23 protein-coding genes are annotated in these 17,700 nt (G+C 41.4%); all 23 read left to right on the forward strand.

All coding sequences use genetic code 11. The features are described from left to right. The first annotated feature begins 37 nt into the window (after positions 1–37). The gene (codY, locus tag AC58UW_RS05475; RefSeq protein ID WP_497419678.1) at positions 38–823 is read left to right on the forward strand and encodes a GTP-sensing pleiotropic transcriptional regulator CodY; all 786 of its coding nucleotides are present in this window, start codon (positions 38–40) and stop codon (positions 821–823) included. Positions 824–1,046: 223 nt separating this feature from the next. Then, entirely contained in the window at positions 1,047–1,454 is a 408-nt protein-coding gene (flgB, locus tag AC58UW_RS05480; RefSeq protein WP_497419679.1) for a flagellar basal body rod protein FlgB, read from the forward strand. 6 nt (positions 1,455–1,460) lie between these two features. Then, positions 1,461–1,910 carry a flagellar basal body rod protein FlgC gene (flgC, locus tag AC58UW_RS05485; RefSeq protein ID WP_497419680.1) on the forward strand — a complete coding sequence of 150 codons (450 nt, stop codon included), beginning with the start codon at positions 1,461–1,463 and terminating at the stop codon, positions 1,908–1,910. Between the two features lie 19 nt (positions 1,911–1,929). Continuing rightward, on the forward strand, positions 1,930–2,238 hold the full coding sequence (fliE, locus tag AC58UW_RS05490) for a flagellar hook-basal body complex protein FliE (protein ID WP_497419681.1): 309 nt from the start codon (positions 1,930–1,932) through the stop codon (positions 2,236–2,238). A gap of 43 nt (positions 2,239–2,281) precedes the next feature. After that, a complete protein-coding gene (gene fliF, locus AC58UW_RS05495) occupies positions 2,282–3,865 on the forward strand; it encodes a flagellar basal-body MS-ring/collar protein FliF (protein ID WP_497419682.1) in 1,584 nt (527 codons plus the stop codon). Positions 3,866–3,877: 12 nt separating this feature from the next. Beyond that, a complete protein-coding gene (gene fliG / locus AC58UW_RS05500) occupies positions 3,878–4,894 on the forward strand; it encodes a flagellar motor switch protein FliG (RefSeq protein ID WP_497419683.1) in 1,017 nt (338 codons plus the stop codon). Then, entirely contained in the window at positions 4,887–5,714 is an 828-nt protein-coding gene (locus tag AC58UW_RS05505; protein WP_497419684.1) for a FliH/SctL family protein, read from the forward strand. The genes fliG and AC58UW_RS05505 overlap by 8 nt, the downstream gene beginning before the upstream one ends. Further along, positions 5,711–7,036 (forward strand): flagellar protein export ATPase FliI, encoded by a 1,326-nt coding sequence (gene fliI / locus AC58UW_RS05510; protein ID WP_497419685.1) that lies wholly within the window; start codon positions 5,711–5,713, stop codon positions 7,034–7,036. The genes AC58UW_RS05505 and fliI overlap by 4 nt, the downstream gene beginning before the upstream one ends. A gap of 9 nt (positions 7,037–7,045) precedes the next feature. Then, positions 7,046–7,489, forward strand: a complete 444-nt coding sequence (gene fliJ / locus AC58UW_RS05515; RefSeq protein ID WP_497419686.1) for a flagellar export protein FliJ — start codon at positions 7,046–7,048, stop codon at positions 7,487–7,489. A 24-nt stretch (positions 7,490–7,513) separates the two neighbouring features. Next, positions 7,514–8,428, forward strand: coding sequence for a MotE family protein (locus AC58UW_RS05520; protein WP_497419687.1), 915 nt, complete (start codon positions 7,514–7,516; stop codon positions 8,426–8,428). Between the two features lie 36 nt (positions 8,429–8,464). Then, positions 8,465–9,901 carry a flagellar hook-length control protein FliK gene (locus AC58UW_RS05525; protein WP_497419688.1) on the forward strand — a complete coding sequence of 479 codons (1,437 nt, stop codon included), beginning with the start codon at positions 8,465–8,467 and terminating at the stop codon, positions 9,899–9,901. A gap of 35 nt (positions 9,902–9,936) precedes the next feature. Continuing rightward, entirely contained in the window at positions 9,937–10,380 is a 444-nt protein-coding gene (locus AC58UW_RS05530) for a flagellar hook capping FlgD N-terminal domain-containing protein (RefSeq protein WP_497419689.1), read from the forward strand. Further along, complete coding sequence (locus AC58UW_RS05535) at positions 10,377–10,766, forward strand: TIGR02530 family flagellar biosynthesis protein (protein WP_497419690.1); 390 nt, start codon at positions 10,377–10,379, stop codon at positions 10,764–10,766. The genes AC58UW_RS05530 and AC58UW_RS05535 overlap by 4 nt, the downstream gene beginning before the upstream one ends. A gap of 92 nt (positions 10,767–10,858) precedes the next feature. Then, a complete protein-coding gene (flgG, locus tag AC58UW_RS05540) occupies positions 10,859–11,680 on the forward strand; it encodes a flagellar basal body rod protein FlgG (protein WP_497419691.1) in 822 nt (273 codons plus the stop codon). 60 nt (positions 11,681–11,740) lie between these two features. Next, complete coding sequence (locus AC58UW_RS05545; RefSeq protein ID WP_497419692.1) at positions 11,741–11,962, forward strand: flagellar FlbD family protein; 222 nt, start codon at positions 11,741–11,743, stop codon at positions 11,960–11,962. Further along, on the forward strand, positions 11,963–12,448 hold the full coding sequence (locus AC58UW_RS05550; RefSeq protein ID WP_497419693.1) for a flagellar basal body-associated FliL family protein: 486 nt from the start codon (positions 11,963–11,965) through the stop codon (positions 12,446–12,448). A 36-nt stretch (positions 12,449–12,484) separates the two neighbouring features. Further along, positions 12,485–13,483, forward strand: a complete 999-nt coding sequence (gene fliM, locus AC58UW_RS05555) for a flagellar motor switch protein FliM (protein ID WP_127451064.1) — start codon at positions 12,485–12,487, stop codon at positions 13,481–13,483. Further along, positions 13,473–14,753: a flagellar motor switch phosphatase FliY gene (fliY, locus tag AC58UW_RS05560; protein ID WP_497419694.1), complete on the forward strand. Its 1,281-nt coding sequence runs from the start codon at positions 13,473–13,475 to the stop codon at positions 14,751–14,753. The genes fliM and fliY overlap by 11 nt, the downstream gene beginning before the upstream one ends. A 24-nt stretch (positions 14,754–14,777) precedes the next feature. After that, complete coding sequence (locus AC58UW_RS05565; RefSeq protein WP_127451060.1) at positions 14,778–15,140, forward strand: response regulator; 363 nt, start codon at positions 14,778–14,780, stop codon at positions 15,138–15,140. Positions 15,141–15,188: 48 nt separating this feature from the next. After that, positions 15,189–15,818 (forward strand): flagellar biosynthetic protein FliO, encoded by a 630-nt coding sequence (locus tag AC58UW_RS05570; RefSeq protein WP_497419695.1) that lies wholly within the window; start codon positions 15,189–15,191, stop codon positions 15,816–15,818. Next, positions 15,815–16,588 carry a flagellar type III secretion system pore protein FliP gene (gene fliP / locus AC58UW_RS05575; protein ID WP_497419696.1) on the forward strand — a complete coding sequence of 258 codons (774 nt, stop codon included), beginning with the start codon at positions 15,815–15,817 and terminating at the stop codon, positions 16,586–16,588. Before AC58UW_RS05570 ends, fliP begins: the two co-directional genes overlap by 4 nt. A gap of 26 nt (positions 16,589–16,614) precedes the next feature. Next, positions 16,615–16,884, forward strand: coding sequence for a flagellar biosynthesis protein FliQ (gene fliQ / locus AC58UW_RS05580; RefSeq protein WP_497419697.1), 270 nt, complete (start codon positions 16,615–16,617; stop codon positions 16,882–16,884). 12 nt (positions 16,885–16,896) lie between these two features. Beyond that, a complete protein-coding gene (gene fliR, locus AC58UW_RS05585) occupies positions 16,897–17,694 on the forward strand; it encodes a flagellar biosynthetic protein FliR (RefSeq protein ID WP_497419698.1) in 798 nt (265 codons plus the stop codon). Positions 17,695–17,700: the final 6 nt, after the last annotated feature.

The raw sequence follows: 17,700 nt of genomic DNA on the forward strand, positions 1-17,700 counted from the left end.
GAACGATTGCAGGGTTACGTAAGTAGGAGGCAGTTACATGAGTTTATTAAACAAAACAAGAAGGCTAAATCGATTGCTGCAAAAGGAAGCAGGGAATGCGGTTAGCTTTATGGATATGGCAGAAGTTCTTCGTGATATTGTAATCGCAAATATTTATGTTGTTAGCCGTAAAGGGAAGATTCTAGGTTATGCAACAACGAATGATCCCATTTCAACTGAAATGAATCAGGCGATTTTGCTTGAACGTAGATTTCCATCTGAATCCAATAATCTTCTATTGAAGATAGAGGAAACGACATCGACTTCAGAACAAAGCAGCCCCTATTTTTACTATACGGAGCAAATGAAAGACATGTTCCCTTATACGCACACGACGCTGGTGCCCATTATTGGTGGTGGCGATCGGTTAGGAACATTAATTTTAAGCCGCAATGAAAGCTTATTTATTGATGATGACTTAATATTAGCTGAATATGGTTCGACAGTAATCGCTATGGAGATCTTGAGAGAAAGAGCGGAAGAAATCGAAGAAGAAGCAAGAAGTAAAGCTGTCGTTCAAGTAGCAATAGGGTCTTTATCCTTTAGCGAAATGGAAGCTGTAGAGCATATTTTCGAGGAATTGGATGGAAAAGAAGGGCTTTTGGTCGCGAGTAAAATCGCTGATCGCGTAGGAATTACGCGTTCTGTTATCGTGAATGCACTTCGTAAGCTGGAAAGTGCCGGAGTTATAGAGACACGCTCGCTTGGTATGAAGGGCACTTATATCCGAATTTTAAATGAACAATTAATACAAAGCATCGAACAGATCAAGACGAAACTATAGTTGGTACTATTGAAAAGCCCTGTCTGATAAAAAGATAGGGCTTTTTTCTTATTGTAACTTAAGCTAATATCTTAGATGATTAGAAAGGTAATGAACTTACAAATTTCTACAACAGGAAACTTTTTCTATTTATTTTGTGAAAATAATGTCGAAATAAGAAGGAATACATACTTTCTCTGTGGAAGTATAATGTCGAATACACTATTGAAAGGGGGTAACGTGTATGTCTTTGTTGGACAAACCCAGTTGGAACTTGATGGAGCGTTCGCTCGATGCTTCGACACTTAGACAAAAAGTGGTAGCGAACAACGTCGCCAATGTGGACACACCTTACTTTAAACGGTCAGATGTATTGTTTGAAGAGCTATTGCAAGGTGAAATGAATTCATCAACGCCCTCTATAGAAGGTTATCGGACAAACCCTAAGCATTTCTTTATAGGCAAATCGAGAAATTTACCGAATTCAGAAATTAAAACCGATGAATCGACAGCGATTAACAATAACTTGAATAATGTCGATATGGACTATGAAATGTCTTTAATGGCTAAAAACCAACTGAAATACAATACAATGATTCAGCAAATGAACAGTGAATTCAAAAAAATGCGCACAGTATTAGGGGGGAAGTAATAACAAATGAGGCTCACTAACGGATTTGACATCAGTTCATCAGCACTGACTGCACAACGTTTAAGAATGGATGTCGTCTCATCCAATATTGCTAATGCGGATACAACGCGTGCTAAATTTGTAGACGGGAAATGGGTTCCCTACACGAGGAAGTTAGTTGCATTTGAAACGAAGTCACAACCGAGTTTCGCGCAGTCTTTGCAGTCGGCTATGGCAGATGGTACAGGCGAAGGAGTACGCGTTAACAAAATCTTCGAGGATCAGTCGCCGCTTAAACAAGTATATAACCCTTCACATCCTGATGCAGACGCAAGTGGGTTCGTTTACATGCCCAATGTTGACGTGCTTAAAGAGATGGTTGATATGATTTCGGCCACAAGATCTTATGAAGCCAATGTAACCGCGCTAAATGCAAGCAAATCAATGATTTCAAAGGCATTAGAGATCGGTAGATAATGAAACGGGAGGTTGCAGCATGATTGACAAAATTAGTTATAGTCCATTAAATATCATGAGCTCAGCTCAACCCAAAGACAATTCAGGTGAAGGTGCTGCAGACCTTGGTAAACAATTCGGCTCTTTTCTAAATGAAGCGATGACGAATTTAAATAACCAACAACAACAAGTTGATCAACTTAATCAAAGTTTCATTAAAGGAGAGCTTTCAGACGTCCATCAGCTCACAATTGCTTCCGAGAAAGCATCGTTAGGCCTGGAACTTACGGTGCAGGTTAGAAATAAAGTCCTTGAAGCTTACCAAGAAATGATGAGAATGCAGCTGTAATTAACGAGATGCTGCTAAAACTTTGATTCGATGGGGTGACGGAGTGAATGAGAATCTCCTCCAGTACTGGGGAAAAGTAAAACAGTATTGGAATCGATATAGTAGAACAACGAAAATAACATTTATTGCAACGGTTGTCCTTCTAATTCTGACTGCTGCAATTATAAGTGTTAATTTATCTAAGACGGAATATTCCTTAGCATTTACCGAACTTCAACCTAGTGATGCGGCTGCAATCAAGGGTTATCTAGATACAGCTAAGATTCCATACAAGCTTAGTGCTGATGGTAAAAGCATCGAAGTGCCGACAAGTGAAGTTGCAAATGTGAAACTCGGTGTTGAGTCACAAGGATTAAATAAGAATGGTTCTCTAGGATTCGGTGCTTTTAGCAACAGTAGTTCATTTGGTATCACAGATAACGAATTTAAAGTGAAATATTTGAACGCGATTCAAGGTGAGTTGCAGCAGCTTATTAATTCCAATCAAGCCATCTCAGGTTCAAAGGTTCTTATTTCACTTCCGGAAGATGGACCTTTCTTGCAACAGCAGGAAGAGAAAGCTACAGCATCCGTTGTTCTTCAAATGAAACAAGGCTACATACTCGATCAAGGTAAAATTGATACCATCTATAACTTGGTTTCACACAGTATCAAAAATCTTCCTGTTGAGAATATCACCATCTCAGATCAGTACGGGCAAAGCTTAGTTTCTTCCAAATCAGGAGGCCAGTCCTCTTCGAGCTTAGTGACTAGTCAGTCCGACATTAACGATAAGTTTCAAAAAGATCTGCAGAGAAATATTACGAACATGCTGGGAACTATGTTTGGACGAGACAAAGTAAATGTGAGTGTATTCTCTACCATGAACTTTGATCAAAAGAAGAGTAAAGAACAGCTCGTCTCCGCGCCAAATCAAGTGGATCAAAAGGGCTTGGAAATTTCCTTGCAGGAAGCTAGTGAGTCTTACCAAAATAATGGTGCAGATACTGGCGGCGTTCCTGGTACTGGCACGACGGATGTACCTGGTTACCCAGGAGCGTCAAACTCAGGGAAATCGAATACAGAGAAAAACACGAAGACAGTAAATTACGAAGTGAATCGGATTACGAATGACATTGTTGCGACACCGTACATAGTAAAAGATCTAAGTATTAATGTCGGAATTGAACCACCGGTTAAAGATGATCCGACTTCTTTGACTGCTGAAACTAAAACTGCTGTGCAAACCGCTTTGGTTAGTATTGTTAGGACCGCACTAGCAGATAACAAGGCTACATATACAGACGATGAATTACAGAAAAAAGTTACAGTTCTTGCACATTCTTTTGCACGCCCTACGGATACACTAGCTTCCAAAACAACAACGTACTTAACTTACGCTGGATTGGCACTAGCGGCGCTTGCTATTGGTGCGATTGCTGGATTTGCAATTAGAAAACGCAGAAAAGCTGCACAGCAATTACTGGAACAAGATCTGAACATTGCATCAAGTAAAGCTGAACTTCCAACGATTGATATTGAAAATGTTACTAATGACAATCAAGTACGTAAGCAGTTAGAAACTCTTGCGAAAAAGCGACCAGAAGACTTTGTCAATCTGCTTCGGACTTGGTTAGTAGACGAATAGAGGTGCACTTGTATGGCCAAAGCTGCTCTAAACGGGTTAACCGGACGACAAAAGGCAGCCATTCTTTTGATCAGTTTAGGCCCTGAGGTGTCTGCTCAAATATTTAAACATTTAAGAGAAGAAGAGATTGAGCAGTTAACACTAGAGATTGCGAATGTAAGGAAAGTAGATTCTTTCGAAAAAGAAGCGATTCTTTCTGAGTTTCATCAGATTTGCCTTGCACAAGAGTTCATTTCTCAAGGCGGTATTGCTTACGCCAAAGATATCTTGGAGAAGGCCCTTGGTTCTCAGAAAGCACTCGATATCATCAACCGTCTGACAGCGACTCTGCAGGTGAGACCTTTTGATTTTGCTAGAAAAGCAGACCCTGCTCAAATTCTTAACTTTATTCAAAACGAGAATTCGCAAACCATTGCATTAGTTTTGTCTTATTTGCAAGCAGATCAAGCTTCTATCATCTTGTCTTCATTGCCACAAGAAAAACAAGCAGATGTAGCTAAGCGTATCGCATTGATGGACAGTACTTCTCCAGAAGTGATCAGCCAGGTAGAACGTGTACTGGAGCAAAAACTTTCTTCTACAGTTACACAAGACTACACAAATGCTGGTGGTATTGCATCTATCGTTCAAATTTTGAATGGTGTTGATAGAGGGACAGAGCGGACCATTCTTGATTCTCTTGAAATTCAAGATCCTGAATTGGCTGAAGAAATTAAGAAACGGATGTTTGTCTTCGAAGATATTGTTAATATTGATAATCGCTCTATTCAGCGAATTATCCGTGATATTGAAAATGCCGATCTACAACTGGCACTCAAAGTTGCAAGCGAAGAAGTTCGTGATGTTCTATTCAAAAACATGTCCAAACGGATGGCAGATACGTTCAAGGAAGAAATGGAATTTATGGGTCCTGTCCGTTTGCGTGACGTTGAAGAAGCACAAACGAGAATTGTTGCAACAATCCGCCGCCTAGAGGAATCAGGTGAAATCATCATTGCACGTGGTGGAGGAGACGATATTATTGTCTAATATCATTAAATCATTTGCTTATTACGCTGTAGATGATAAGAAATTGGTCGAAACGATCTCACCCTTTCAATTCCTGAACGAAAATCTTGATGCAAGTAATCAGCTAACTCCTGAACAACAACAGGAATTAACCGAAGCAACGAATTTGAAAGATCAAATTCTTCAAGATGCCGAAGCTTTTGCTAATGAGCAAATCCATCAGGCCATGCAGGAATGCACGGCACTTCGAGAACAAACGCAGGAAGAAATTAATAGCTGGTGGCAAACACGCCGTGCAGAAGATGAAGAGCATATCGCCCTATCCAGACAGGCTGGTTATGAAGAAGGCTACCAACAAGGGATCGCTCAAGCTGAAGAAGCGCTTAGACAGGAATACAGTGAAATGCTAACGGAAGCTCAAGGTATTCTAGAGCAATCATACAAACTTAAACAACAGATCATTCAGGAATCCGAGCCATTTTTGATAGAACTAAGCACATCGATAGCAGAAAAAGTCATAGGTAAACAGTTAACTTTAAATCCAGAATGGGTCGTTGAGTTGATTCAAACCGTTCTGTCGCGTAGGCGCGAAAAAGGGATCATTGCTTTATGTGTAGCACCTTCGCAATTCGCTTACATTCAGGATGCCCGAGAAGAGTTGCTAACATCTATAGACTCGCAGGCTGAATTACAGATTATTCCTGATACTACCGTACAAGATCGCGGATGCGTGATTCGTTCTTCTTTTGGAAGCATTGATGCCCGAATCGATACACAGTTGAAAGAGATCAAATCTGCACTGCAACAGTTGGCCACTCAAAGTGAGGGTACAGGATTATGAACAGTGCACTACCAAAAGCTGATAAATACATAGAGCACTTGCATACCATCGATCCCATTCGTGTTAATGGAAAAGTAACACAAGTGATCGGATTGACGGTTGAATCAGAAGGGCCAGATGTGAGCATTGGCGACCTTTGTTACATCTACCCGCATAAATCCAATAAGCCATTAAAAGCGGAAGTCGTTGGTTTTCGCAGCAATAAAGTGGTGTTGATGCCGCTTGGCGATTTGGATTCTATCGGACCTGGATGTGATGTTGTAGGTACAGGGAAACCACTTACTGTTCAAGTAGGCCATGAGCTTCTTGGTAAAGTATTAGACGGATTAGGACAACCACTAGATGGGTCGTTTCTTCCTTCAAGAATGGCGCAATATTCTACGAATAATGCGCCGGGTAACCCGCTAACTCGCCCGCGAGTGCTGAATCCAATCTCTGTTGGTGTTCGATGCATTGATGGATTATTGACAATTGGTAAAGGTCAGCGCGTTGGTATTTTTGCAGGGTCTGGTGTTGGAAAAAGTACGCTGATGGGAATGATTGCCCGTAATACATCTGCAGATGTTAACGTCATTGCACTTATCGGTGAACGGGGCAGAGAGGTCTTGGATTTTATTGAAAGAGATCTAGGTCCTGAAGGACTAGCAAGGTCAGTAGTGATCGTTGCAACATCTGATCAGCCTGCGCTTATTCGCATCAAAGGAGCAATGATTGCGACAAGTATCGCTGAATATTTTCGAGATCGCGGCCTGAATGTGATGATGATGATGGATTCTGTCACTAGGTTTGCAATGGCACAGCGTGAGGTTGGCCTTGCTGTAGGGGAACCTCCAGCAACGAGAGGCTATACACCTTCGGTTTTTGCCATGCTACCGCGTCTATTAGAGCGATCAGGTACTGGGCCGAAAGGATCCATTACTGCATTTTATACGGTGCTAGTCGACGGCGATGATATGAACGAGCCAATTGCTGATGCAGTGCGAGGGATTCTCGATGGACACATTGTCCTAAACCGCAGCATTGCCAACAAAGGTCATTACCCTGCCATTGACGTCTTGTCCAGCGTAAGCCGTGTAATGAAAGAAATTGTGCCTTCTGAACACATGGAAGCTGCTGATCACTTAAAGCGACTTCTCTCTATATATAAAGATTCGGAAGACCTAATCAATATTGGGGCGTACCAAAAAGGTTCTAATCCTAATATTGATGTTGCAATGGATCATATTGAAGCCATATGGGATTTCACAAAGCAAAAAACAAGTGAAAAGCTAACCTATGAAGAAGCTCAAGAACGTTTGATTCACGAATTTTATAAGGGATGAGGGTCCTAAATGCAATTTCGTTATTCTTTCCAGCAAATTGTCGATTTGAAAAACAATGAACGAACACAGGCAGAATGGATTTTATCTGAGGCAATGGGTCAACTACGGAACGAAGAAACGAATTTACATGGATTGTTTGAACAAAAAGAGAACCTGCATCAGGAAATGGTGACAGCCTCTTGCGATTCAGTATCTATAGCTAAGATGCTTATGCTGCAGACTTATATGAATCATGTAGACCAGCAAATTGCACGTAAACATCAAGATGTTCAGCAAGCTAAGCATATCGTGCTCAAGAAGCAGGAACATCTTTCGGAAAGAATGATCGATGAGAAGGTGTGGTCGAAAGCTAGGGAGAAGGCATTCGGCCAATTTCAATCCTTTGTCGCCAAAAAAGAGCAAGATGCTCTGGATGAAATGGCCACAAACCGGTTCAAACGACTCTCGTATTGAGGAAGGTAAAGGAGGAACAAGGAGATGGCCGATACAAGCATTGAAGGTGCATCTTATAGTGCGCTGGAACGGTTTCTGATATGGTTTGTCATCCCCTTTGTGTTTACGGCTGTCTTGCTTTTCGTGTTGCTGTCAATCTTTGATTATGATATCAAGAGCAGTATCCAGAAAGCGTTGCATAACACTCCGGTGGTTGGAGCCATTGTTCCTGCACCCAAAGAAAAAAGTGTTGTGAGCGGATCTGCTAAAGAGACAACTCCTGAACAAAGCATCAAAACCAAGGATGATGAGATTACGAAGTTAAATGCCAAATTGGCAGAACTTCAGTCCGCTTTGCAGAAGGCTGAAACAACAACTGAGCTGAAGGATCAATCACTCAAAGAAGCAGGAGCTAAGATAACTGATCTTGAAGAAAAGTTGAAAGACAAGACGCAAACAGAAGAAGAGTATGCGAATCAAATTACCCAGCTTGCCAATATGTATGCAAAAATGACACCGAGTAAAGCGGCTCCAATCATTGAAGCTCTTACGCCGAAAGAAATGGTGCTTATCTTCTCCATGATGAAAGCGGACAGCCGCGGGGCTATCCTGGAGAAAATGGATGCTACTAAAGCGGCCGAAGCATCGATGGGACTTAAAGATATTATTCCTGTAAGAGATAAAGAGATTGCCGCTTTACAAGAAAGATTAGCAACGAATGGGGCAAGCACAGCAAAAGCAACGACATCTGTCAGTAAATCGGATTTGGGTCAAACATTTGCTAATATGACTCCCAAAAGTGCTTCAAACGTGTTAATTGAAATGAATAAATCAAATCCCGAGAAAGTATTAGCCATCTTAAGTGGCATGGATAATGCTTCCCGTTCCAAAGTGATGTCAGCATTGTCTGATGCGAATAAGGAAATTGCTGCTTCAATTTCAGCTAAACTTGTTCAGTAACTGATGTTGATCTTAGGAGGGAGGTGAATAATTAAGATGGATGTACAAATGCAGACAACACCTACTGCAAACCCTGCTTCCACTTCGACGAATAAGGCGGGTGCGAAAGGAACAACTTCTAAAGACGGCTTCAATCAAGTCTTGGATGGTCAATTATCTCAAGATAACACTGAGAATGCTGAAGCAAATTCTGCTGATCAAGCACTTTCCCTAAGCATGTTGCTCCAAATGCTTCAGAGTTTGGTAGCACCTATGCAAGGAGCTGCTGTACAGGATGTAAAGACAGAAGAGCAGCCACTTTCTGAAGTCGTTTTGGAGGCTATGAATAGTAATCCAACACTTGCTGAGCAGTTATTGCAGGATCCAAAGGTTCAGCAATGGTTTGAAGAAGCAGAGCAACTTCTGCAAACGCTAAGCGGAGCACAACCAACTCCATTGGTTACTCTCCCAAGTGCATTACAACTTCAAACAACTACGGACGTCTCAAACCTGCAAGCTCAAAATACGTTGCTAGCATTAGCATCTTTGTCAAAGCAGCAGCCTGACAACCCGATTGTGAAGTTTCTGAATCAAGATCTTCAGAACGTCATCCAACCATTACTACCCGAGTTGATGGCAAGTTTGAAGGGCCAAACTTTGGATGTTGCTGCTAAAGAGAAGGCTACTGAAGCAATGGAAGGTTTGATGAATGGGAGTAAGAAGGAAGTCAATTCCACTGATAAACCAAATCATCACAAGTTAAGCAGTAAAAAAACAATAGATCAGAACTTTGATATGAACTCCGTGACTATCGTACAACCTGCAAAGTCAAAATTGGAGCTTCTTGCTCTAAAAAGCGGTTTTCTAACCGCGCAGGTGGATGCATCTTCTACATCAGGAGATACGGTGCCAAATCTTGTAGATCTGCCAACAGATTCTGAAATTACTACTAACTCAGTTGTTACGATCGCTGATTTGCAAAGAACGCAGCAGTCGCAGACGGTTGTTGATAAAACAGTTGCTCCAATGATGAATGCTGCTAATTTCGCTGAAGAAATGACTGAACATGTGCTGAAAAACATGAAGATCACTCTTGCTGACGGGTTCTCAGAAGCTAAGTTATCGTTGTTTCCTAAAAATCTGGGACATATCGATGTGAAAATATCGATGCATGATGGTCAGCTAATTGCACAGTTTGCAGCCGAATCCGCAGCAGCTAAGCAGATGCTGGAAAATCAGCTGCCACAGCTGAGACAAGCACTTCTAACACAAGGTTTGCAAGTTGAAAAGCTTGAAGTTACACAAAGCCAAAACATGCAATCCAGTATGTTTCAGGAACATCGTCAACAGCAAACTTTTGGTCAGTCTCAACGACAAAATAAGAACAATTCCGGCAGCTTTGAGGTCGAATCAGTGGATTTCGATCAAGAAATTGATGCCGTGGCACAAGTTAAACCGGCTATTCATGGCAATTCCTTTGACGTAACTGCCTAATAGTAAGTCGAATTGATGCAGTTGGAGGTGAAAGTATGGCTGCTAATCCCATCGTAGGTAACGTTTCAGATTTAATCAATACAGGTAAAAATGCTAAAACGAAAGAAAAAGACAACAATACATTAGGTAAAGATGATTTCCTGAAAATCCTAATTACCCAGCTTCAGAATCAAGATCCAACACAACCATTACAAGATAAAGAGTTCATTGCCCAGATGGCTCAGTTCACTTCCGTTGAGCAGTTGACCAATATGGCTGGTGAAATGAAACTAATGCGTCAATCACTAGGATTTGTTTCAGGTTTGATTGGCAAATCGATCACTTGGGATGAAATGGACTCTACTGGAGCGACTGTCGAAAAGTCAGGCGTTGTTGATTCCATTACGTTCAAAGACGGAAATCAATTTGCCAATGTGAAGGGAGTTGAAATTTCTCTGGATAAACTCAAGAAAATTGAGGATGTCGGAGAAACCAAATGACAGAGAGAATATCCATAGGGCAGCTTTATCCTAATGCGGTTTCTCCTGCGTCTACGAGACGAACACCTGTACAGCAACCGGTATCCACATCCGGTAATCCTACATTTCAGAAGCTTCTTCAGGAGCAATTTGTTCGTTTCAGTCATCATGCAGAAGTTAGGCTGAAAGAGAGAGGCATTCAACTGAAGCCGGAACAACTAGATAGTCTTAGCAAAGCAATTGATAAGGTAGCAGCAAAAGGTGCTAAGGATGCCCTAATGGTTTTAGGCGGAAATGCATTGATTGTCAATGTTCCTAACCGAACTGTTGTTACGGCGCTTGATGGAAACGCGATGAATGAACATGTTTTTACACAGATAGACAGTGCAATTATTATATCTTCATAAAAGGGCTCGACCTTACAGGAAGCCTGGAGCTGTGGATCGAAGGAAGCAGCTCATGAAATACGTTATTTTAATCCGATTAGGAGGCTAGTAAGATGTTAAGATCTTTGTACTCTGGTGTTTCAGGTATGCGTGGTTTTCAAACGAAATTAGATGTTATCGGTAATAATATCGCAAATGTAAACACCATCGGATTTAAAGGCAGCCGCGTTATGTTCAAAGATATCCTTAGCCAAACTGTTTCCGGCGTAAGTGCTGCTGACGAGAACCGTGGCGGTGTGAATGCGCAGCAAGTTGGTTTAGGAGTAAGCTTGGCTTCAATTGACACCATACATACAGCTGGTAGCGCGATGACGACGAATGTTCCTACCGATTTACGTATTAATGGCGATGGATTTTTTGCAGTTGGAACTACTGAACAAACAGATGCTCCATATTTGACGAGATCTGGAAATTTTACATTAGACCCTACTAGAAACCTTGTGAATGCTGAAGGCCTACATGTTATGGGCGCTGAAGGTGCTGGTCCAATCGTGATTCCAGAAGATATCGTATCCTTCTCCATTTCTCAAAACGGTGATATCATCGGTGTTGACTCCACAGGTGCAACAGTAGCAACTGGCCAAAAGATTGGTGTTATTAAAGTTGTGAATCCATCTGGCCTAGAGAAAATTGGCGGCAATCTGTACCGTATGACAGCGAATGCTAATCCGGAGGGTGCGATTGTAATTGATGCCCCTGGTAATACAGAAACCGGGACAGGAACACTGATTTCTGGCCAATTAGAAATGTCTAACGTTGATTTAACTGGTGAGTTCACAGAGATGATTATTGCTCAACGTGGTTTCCAAGCTAATTCCCGTATTATCACAACGTCAGATGAAGTGCTTCAAGAGGTCGTTAATCTTAAACATTAATTTTCATTGAAATGACAGAGGGGAGCTAGTCTCCCCTTATCCTGATGCAGGAGGAGAAGCATGATTTCTCTCACTCGTTTAAACGGTAAAGCCATCATCCTTAATGCGATTTTGATTGAATTGATTGAAGAGACGCCAGACACCATGATTACCTTGACTACAGGCAAGAAAATCACAGTTCTTGAGAAGGCAGAGGTTGTGGTAAGCTTAGTGCGGACCTACATGCAGGAAATTGGCTCAGTTCGAGCGACGATTATGTCAAAGGATGCGGAGGGTTCGTAATTGTTTAAGAATAAAATTTTTATACTAATTGTATCGATTTTAATTGCAATCACTTTAATTTTGACCGCTGCATTCGTTTTGTGGAATTTTATGGAGAAGAATAATCAATCCAAAGATCCTGCGGTACAAGCACAAGATGCTGTAGCTAGTGTTAAACCGACGAAAGCACCATCTGCTGAAGCAGTTAAGGCAAACACGGCAATCATCAAAGATATTTTGACCAATTTATCAGGTAGCCAAAATTTCATTAAAATTAGTTTCGCTTTTGAACTAGAAAACTCAAAAAGTAAGGCTGAATTTGACAGCTTGTTGGACTCCGCAGTGAAAGGGACGATTGTTCAAACGCTTGGAGATCTAACGAAGGAACAAATCGAAGGAAGTAAAGGGTCAGATAATTTAACGGCTACGTTAATGAACAAATTAAACCCATTGCTTCACGAAGGTAAGATAAAACAAATTTGGATAACTGATAAAGTGCTTCAATAAATTCGCTATTGATTTTGCTAAAAGGAGGTGACTCTAATGGTTGATGTTTTGTCGCAAAATGAGATCGATGCCTTGTTGGCGGCATTGTCCTCTGGCGAAATGGATGCGGATGAACTTAAAAAAGAAGAGACGCAGAAGAAAGTAAGGGCTTATGACTTTAAAAGGGCTGTGCGCTTCTCTAAGGATCATATTCGAAGCTTGACTCGAATTCACGAAAACTTTGCGCGGTTCCTAACAACATATTTCTCAGCGCAGCTCCGTACGTTTGTACAAATTAGTGTGGTTCAGGTTGAACAATTGCCTTACGATGAATTTATTCGTTCGATCCCGAAAATGACCATTTTGAACATCTTTGAAGCGGAGCCTTTAGAGGGTCGGATGGTGCTTGAGGTTCATCCCAATGTTGCATTTGCTATGTTAGATCGTTTGTTAGGTGGTGCGGGTACAACCCCTACGAAGATTAATGCTTTAACTGAGATTGAAACGATTGTAATGGAACGTATTTTTAGCCGGGCTTTCGACAGCCTGCAAGAGGCATGGAAAACAGTTATTGATATTCAGCCTAGATTAGAGGCACTTGAAACAAATCCACAGTTTATGCAGATTGTTTCCCCCAATGAAACGATCGCACTGATCTCATTGAGCACCAAAATTGGTGATACGACAGGGATGATTAATTTATGCATTCCGCATGTGGTTATCGAGCCAATTATGCCTCGACTTTCTGTGCATCATTGGTTCGTTTCACAGAAGAAGACGAGAGCACCTGAAGAAGTGGAAGCACTTCAATCCCGCTTGGAAAAAACCAAGCTGCCCCTCATTGCAGAATTGGGTTCGTCCGAAATTTCAATTCGAGATTTCTTAGGCTTAACGGTCGGCGATGTTATCCCTCTGCAAAAATCCGTCGAAGAATCGCTTCAAGTCAAAGTGGGCGAGAAGCTGAAATATCTCGGTAGCCCTGGTACCTTAAAAGGAAAGATGGCTGTTCAAATTACAGATATCGTAAATGAAGGAGAAGAAGATTATGACGAATAATAGAGATTATTTGTCCCAGGAAGAGATCGATGCTTTGTTGAGACAGTCTTCGGACGATAGTTCAGCCTCTTCTTTTCATGGGTCTCCTCAAGTTGAAGATTTTTTATCTTCATTAGAACAAGACGCACTAGGTGAAATTGGTAACATCACGTTTGGTAGTGCAGCTACAGCTCTTTCTACCTTGCTTGGAAAAAAAGTCGACATCACGACGCCGAAAGTATCGATTATCAGTAAAGATGAATTGCAAGAGCAATTTCCAAAACCGCATGTAGCTGTTCATGTCAACTATGTGGATGGCTTCGATGGCATTAACCTGTTAGTGATCAAAACGCGCGATGCCCAAGTTATTGCTGACTTGATGATGGGTGGAGACGGAACTGGCGGAGATGAACATCTTAGCGAAATTCACATTAGTGCGGTGCAAGAAGCGATGAATCAAATGATGGGATCTTCGGCAACATCGATGTCTACCATATTTAATCGATTTGTCAATATCTCACCTCCAGGAATCGACATATTAAATTTGTCGAAAGGAGAAGGAAAACTACCTGACGAGGACGTATTTATAAAGATATCGTTCCGACTTATCATTGGTGACCTTATTGATTCTAATATCATGCAATTATTACCTGTTCCTTTCGCCAAAGAAATGGTGTCGATCCTCATGGGTGGCGATTCTGATTCTTCTATGGAAGTTGCACCTGCTGCACAAGCGCCGGCGCCTTCACCAGTGCCTACGCAGGAAGTACATTCACCGCCCCCTGCAGCTGCTCAACCAGTGTATGAGCAACCTATGTATCAACAACAGCAGCCTGTGTATGAACAACCAATGTACCAACAGCCTATGCAGCCACCAATGCAGCCGCCAATGGGGCAGCCTATGTATCCGCCTCAGCAACCCGTGTATCAGCAGCCACCTGCTGCATACGGCGGGATGCCAAATCGCAATGTCAATGTCCAACCTGTGCAGTTTGGAAATTTACAATCTGGTGCTTTAGGGCATGCGGATGATACGAACCTGAATTTACTACTAGATATACCACTGAAGGTAACTGTAGAATTAGGCAGAACGCACAAGGTGATTAAAGACATCTTGGAACTCTCCCAGGGATCGATTATTGAGTTGGATAAGCTAGCAGGTGAACCGGTAGACATCTTAGTAAACAATAAGCTCATTGCCAAAGGCGAAGTCGTTGTCATCGATGAAAACTTCGGAGTTCGTGTAACGGACATTGTGAACCAATGGGAACGAATTCAGAAGTTACAATAATTTAATTCTAGGGGGACTTTATTCATGGCTAACCGTATTCTAATTGTTGATGATGCTGCATTTATGAGAATGATGATTCGTGATATTTTGACAAAAAATGGTTACGAGGTTTGTGGAGAAGCGAATGATGGAGCACAAGCTATCGAAAAATACAAAGAGTTGAAACCGGATCTGATTACAATGGATATCACAATGCCTGAGATGGATGGCATTCAAGCTTTGAAAGAAATTAAAAAAATTGAACCTAGCGCTAAAGTGATCATGTGTTCGGCGATGGGGCAACAAGCTATGGTAATTGATGCAATTCAAGCTGGTGCGAAGGACTTTATCGTGAAGCCTTTCCAAGCAGACCGTGTTATTGAAGCTATTAAAAAGACTCTAGGTTAAGCCGTCTTCATTCGGTCGAGTCTTACATACACCGAAAGGAATGTGGATATGAGAAGACTCCGCTCGAAAAGACTGCTAACAGGATTACTTAGTTTAACCGCTATGTTGTATACAAGGTCCGTTGGTTTTGCTGAAACAGAACCCGGGCAAGGACTTCCAACATCGGATTATCCGAGTACCGATCCAACGGGGACGTTTGGCATGATTTTTAAGGTCATATTTTTCTTGATTTTAATTATTCTTCTTTTCTATGTGCTTATTAGATACGTAGCGAAGAAAAATAAAGGAACAATGTTTGGGAACTCAATTCGATCTTTAGGTGGAGTTCCCCTAGGCCAAAATAAATCAATTCAAATCGTTGAAATTGGACATTCGCTCTTCGTGGTTGGCGTCGGAGATAACATCCAACTACTGGATAAAATCAATGACGCCGATGAAGTAGCATACATCACCGAGCTTTTGATTTCTTCTCAGGATGATCGAATGGGATTCGGAACTGTTAGCAAGTGGATCAGTAAACTGCCAATTAGAAAAAAAGACATCGAAGAAGAAGTAGAAATTACTTCAACGTTCCAGCAAGTATTTCATGATAAGCTGCAGCGTGTAACGAATCGTAATCGCAATGTGGAAGAATGGCTTTCTGATCAAAAACAAAAAGATCGGTTGAATGATGAATGAAACGAAATAAAATAGTTCTTACACTTCTCATTGTGTTGGTTTCTGTGTTTCTACTCTCTTTGACAGCATCAGCTGCGGAGACCGATCCAAACAATCCAATTCCAGGTTTGAACGTAAACATTGGGACTGGAGGGACTGCCGGAGGGTCTTCCAACACAGTAACGCTATTGCTGCTGTTAACCGTTTTGAGTCTCGCACCATCTTTTCTCATTTTAATGACTAGTTTTACACGAATCGTCATTGTGCTCGGTTTCGTCCGTACTTCACTAGGAACCCAGCAGATGCCACCTAACCAGGTTCTAATCGGACTCGCTCTGTTTTTAACCTTCTTTATCATGTCTCCAACTTTAGGAGAAGTTAATCAAGTAGCTCTTCAGCCATATATGAAGGGTGAGATCAATCAAACCCAGGCTTTCGAGAAGGCTTCATTGCCAATGAAGAAATTTATGTTCAAGCATACGCGTCAGAAGGATTTAAAGTTATTTTTAGATTACACCAAAGCAAAGGCACCTACTGGCGTAGAAGATATTCCGCTAACTTCATTAGTTCCAGCTTATGCGATAAGTGAGTTGAAGTCTGCTTTCCAAATGGGATTTATGATATTCATTCCGTTCCTGGTCATTGACATGGTAGTTTCCAGTACCTTGATGGCAATGGGGATGATGATGCTGCCGCCTGTTATGATTTCATTACCGTTTAAGATTCTACTTTTTATCTTGGTAGATGGCTGGTATCTTGTGGTGAGATCATTACTCCTAAGCTATAGTTGAGGATCAAGATAACGGAGGTTTCCTAAATGGGTTCGGAATTTGTAATACGAATTGCTGGTGAAGCTGTTTATACGGTGTTAAAAGCAAGTGCTCCCATGCTTATCATCGGACTAGTAGTAGGTCTGATTATAAGTGTTTTTCAAGCGACAACCCAGATCCAGGAACAAACTCTAGCTTTTGTTCCAAAAATCGTCGCTGTATTGCTGTCTATCCTCGTCTTTGGGCCGTGGATCATGAACACATTGGTTGATTTTACGTTCAATTTACTCAACAACCTTTACAAATTCGTTGGATAGGTTGTGAGCGCGATGACATTAGTTTTTCAGGCAATTCCTATTTTTTTGCTTATCTTTTGTCGAATTACATCGTTCTTTGTCGTGGTGCCGATCTTATCTTCAAGAAATGTACCCATGATGTTCAAAATCGGTCTCTCCGTATTCATCTCATTCCTTATTTTTGCAAGCATGGGGTTGGATAAGCCAATTCCCATGGATGGTGAATATGTTCTTTTGATCATTCGTGAAATGCTGATAGGCATTTTACTTGGTTTTCTTGCCTATATTTTTTTTACGGTCGTTCAAACCGCCGGTTCTTTTATGGATATGCAAATTGGTTACAGCATGTCAAGTGTAATTGACCCTCTAACAGGGCACTCAGCGCCTATGTTAGGCAACCTCAAATATATGATAGCCGTCCTGCTATTTCTTTCATTTGACGGGCATCATTATCTCCTTAGAGCAATTATGGATAGTTACAAATGGGTTCCATTGGACAATCAGCTCTTTGCTCGCATCTATAACGGCGAAATTTCTGATTTCTTGTTTCATTCTTTGGCCAAAATGTTTTATCTATCGTTTCAACTTGCTGCTCCAATTATAGCAGCGCTTTTTTTGACAGATTTAGGTCTAGGGCTATTAACGAGGGTTGCTCCTCAATTTAACATTTTTGTTATCGGTGCACCGCTAAAAATGATTCTGGGCTTATTCCTACTTGTTGTTTTATTCCCGGAATTAATATCACAATTCCAATATTTGTTCTCAACCATTTTCGATAACATGGAGAAGTTGCTCCAAATTATTAGCGGAACACAGCAACCATCTCCCTAAGTAGGA

The organism is Paenibacillus sp. J22R160 (assembly GCF_059692135.1).

Bases quoted from the DNA above. Each gene is read 5' to 3' on its own strand.
- flgG (WP_497419691.1), top strand. From the start codon at position 10,859: ATGTTAAGATCTTTGTACTCTGGTGTTTCAGGTATGCGTGGTTTTCAA.
- fliP (WP_497419696.1), top strand. From the start codon at position 15,815: ATGAAACGAAATAAAATAGTTCTTACACTTCTCATTGTGTTGGTTTCT.
- fliQ (WP_497419697.1), top strand. From the start codon at position 16,615: ATGGGTTCGGAATTTGTAATACGAATTGCTGGTGAAGCTGTTTATACG.
- fliG (WP_497419683.1), top strand. From the start codon at position 3,878: ATGGCCAAAGCTGCTCTAAACGGGTTAACCGGACGACAAAAGGCAGCC.
- AC58UW_RS05535 (WP_497419690.1), top strand. From the start codon at position 10,377: ATGACAGAGAGAATATCCATAGGGCAGCTTTATCCTAATGCGGTTTCT.
- AC58UW_RS05570 (WP_497419695.1), top strand. From the start codon at position 15,189: ATGAGAAGACTCCGCTCGAAAAGACTGCTAACAGGATTACTTAGTTTA.
- AC58UW_RS05525 (WP_497419688.1), top strand. From the start codon at position 8,465: ATGGATGTACAAATGCAGACAACACCTACTGCAAACCCTGCTTCCACT.
- flgC (WP_497419680.1), top strand. From the start codon at position 1,461: ATGAGGCTCACTAACGGATTTGACATCAGTTCATCAGCACTGACTGCA.
- fliE (WP_497419681.1), top strand. From the start codon at position 1,930: ATGATTGACAAAATTAGTTATAGTCCATTAAATATCATGAGCTCAGCT.
- AC58UW_RS05530 (WP_497419689.1), top strand. From the start codon at position 9,937: ATGGCTGCTAATCCCATCGTAGGTAACGTTTCAGATTTAATCAATACA.
- fliJ (WP_497419686.1), top strand. From the start codon at position 7,046: ATGCAATTTCGTTATTCTTTCCAGCAAATTGTCGATTTGAAAAACAAT.
- codY (WP_497419678.1), top strand. From the start codon at position 38: ATGAGTTTATTAAACAAAACAAGAAGGCTAAATCGATTGCTGCAAAAG.
- AC58UW_RS05520 (WP_497419687.1), top strand. From the start codon at position 7,514: ATGGCCGATACAAGCATTGAAGGTGCATCTTATAGTGCGCTGGAACGG.
- flgB (WP_497419679.1), top strand. From the start codon at position 1,047: ATGTCTTTGTTGGACAAACCCAGTTGGAACTTGATGGAGCGTTCGCTC.
- AC58UW_RS05565 (WP_127451060.1), top strand. From the start codon at position 14,778: ATGGCTAACCGTATTCTAATTGTTGATGATGCTGCATTTATGAGAATG.
- fliY (WP_497419694.1), top strand. From the start codon at position 13,473: ATGACGAATAATAGAGATTATTTGTCCCAGGAAGAGATCGATGCTTTG.
- fliM (WP_127451064.1), top strand. From the start codon at position 12,485: ATGGTTGATGTTTTGTCGCAAAATGAGATCGATGCCTTGTTGGCGGCA.
- fliI (WP_497419685.1), top strand. From the start codon at position 5,711: ATGAACAGTGCACTACCAAAAGCTGATAAATACATAGAGCACTTGCAT.
- AC58UW_RS05545 (WP_497419692.1), top strand. From the start codon at position 11,741: ATGATTTCTCTCACTCGTTTAAACGGTAAAGCCATCATCCTTAATGCG.
- fliR (WP_497419698.1), top strand. From the start codon at position 16,897: ATGACATTAGTTTTTCAGGCAATTCCTATTTTTTTGCTTATCTTTTGT.